At 56.1% G+C, this 1,807-nt stretch carries 2 protein-coding genes; both read right to left on the reverse strand.

Annotated features, from left to right (window positions below; genetic code table 11):
• Positions 1-355 (reverse strand): hypothetical protein (locus tag EN780_RS33310; RefSeq protein WP_133372848.1); only part of this gene is annotated, 355 nt, incomplete at its 3' end.
• Positions 352-1,807 (reverse strand): radical SAM protein (locus EN780_RS33315; protein WP_128276384.1); only part of this gene is annotated, 1,456 nt, incomplete at its 5' end. The genes EN780_RS33315 and EN780_RS33310, both read right to left, overlap by 4 nt.

Here is a 1,807-nt window from a genome sequence, read left to right on the forward strand (position 1 = left end):
GCAAGATGGGGCGCTGTTGTAGAATATTTCGGACTGCGTCAGGGCCGCCGAACATGCTCTCGAGATCGTCGTACATCACCAAATCATGACCGCCCTCCTCGGAAAGATGTTCGCTCCAAAACATCACGCTTTCTCGATCGCCCGCCTCGTCGAACGCACCGATTGCCGCAAGGATCAATGGGGTCGTCCGCCGTATTCTCCAGTATCCGTCGACATACGAGTTCTTCACTACCTTTCTGATGATTTCGGGTTTGGCCAAGAGTTCGCGTTGCCCCGGCGGGAAGGCTGCATCCCAGCCCGCGAGTTGCATTGCCGCCTGCGGTAAGAACACCTGAAAATCGATCTTTGAAGTCACTGCGCTGCCCCCAAGTTCCGAGTGATATTTGGTTGGTAGAAGACTTCGGCCGTTGGCGCTTCGTCGGCCAACATTACAAAAATCAGACCGATCTCGATCAAAAAATCGAGCACAGATCTCAAGACGTCTGGCGACCGCACGCCTGCATCGATAGTCAGGCACTCTCCCCAAGTTCGTTCGTGCGGTATTGTGATGAGCTCGAACAGTCTTGAGTCTATCGGGATCTCAAAATTAGTTGCAACCGCTCGGTAGTCCCCTGCCTCGGTCCGGAATAGCGGCCAGCTCTTGTTCCAATGAAAACTGAATCGTGCGGTTTCTTCCAAGGGAACAGAGGTGCGGTACGGGAATGCCCGACCGGCGTAGTGCTCCCCGTAAAGGACAGAATACTCTTCGGTACTGGGGAACAGCGGCGAGCGTCGGGCGTGATAGTCGCGATATCGGCGACGCAGCGCAGGTAGGAAATCCTCATCGATGAGGTGCGCCACCCGATCCGGGCTGATCCCACGGACATTGCGCCACTCTTCCGGCCGCAGTCCGATGACGAAATCACGCTCCAGCGCTGCGATGGGAACCACTGCGCCGACGGCCTCTCGCTCCTCGAAATATGGTGTCCTTAGTTCGAGACCAAAGGGATGGATGTCGAAGCTGCTTCCGGCAGAACCGATAACCTCCGCGTTGTCCATGAAGAAGTTGAAAGTCTGGCGCGCCACCTCCTCTGTCTCCTCGGGGAATCCAACAATAGAGAAGATATGGAAGTCCAAGGCAGCGGCTCGACAGTCTCGCAGGATCCGGGGCACGGCGGCTATGTTTATCCCCTTCGACATGTGGTCGACGGTCGTTTGAGAGGCCGACTCCAGTCCGAAGAACAGCTTGCGCATCCCCATCGCCGCGACCTTCCTACAGGCCTCCTCATTGAAACCATCTTCTAATCGGGCATAGCCGGTGAAGTTGAAGGAACCGCTTTCCGGGCGCAGCGCATCTGAAAGCGACATCAGCAGTCGCGGCGACAGCGCCTCGTCGGTAATGACAAAGTGGCGCGCGTCAAACCAGGCCGAAAGCGTGCGCACATCCTCCGCGATCTTTTCAACGGGCCGAATGCGATAAGCTTTGCGACTAACGTGGTTGATATAGGGAATGTCGCAGAATTTGCACCTGTTGAAGTAGCATCCCTTGCCGGTGAGGATTGGAAGTACGGGGACAGGCGTAAGGTAGCTCGAAAGCGGCAATCCTTCGAAATCGGGTGTCGGTAGTAGGCCGACGTTCTCAACATGCGTGACAGTCGCTTTCACTCGACCACTGTCGAGATAGAGCAAATTCGGAATTTCGCTCAGATCCTCACCCGCAGCTCGCGCATCCAAAATGCCTTCAAGGGCCGTTTCACCTTCGTACACGACGACGACATCGGCAAACGCCTCGAAGAACTCTGGCCTCGACTGCAATTGAGCCGCAAAC

This window comes from Mesorhizobium sp. M4B.F.Ca.ET.089.01.1.1 (assembly GCF_004022605.1).
GTDB classification, from domain to species: Bacteria; Pseudomonadota; Alphaproteobacteria; order Rhizobiales; family Rhizobiaceae; genus Mesorhizobium; species Mesorhizobium abyssinicae.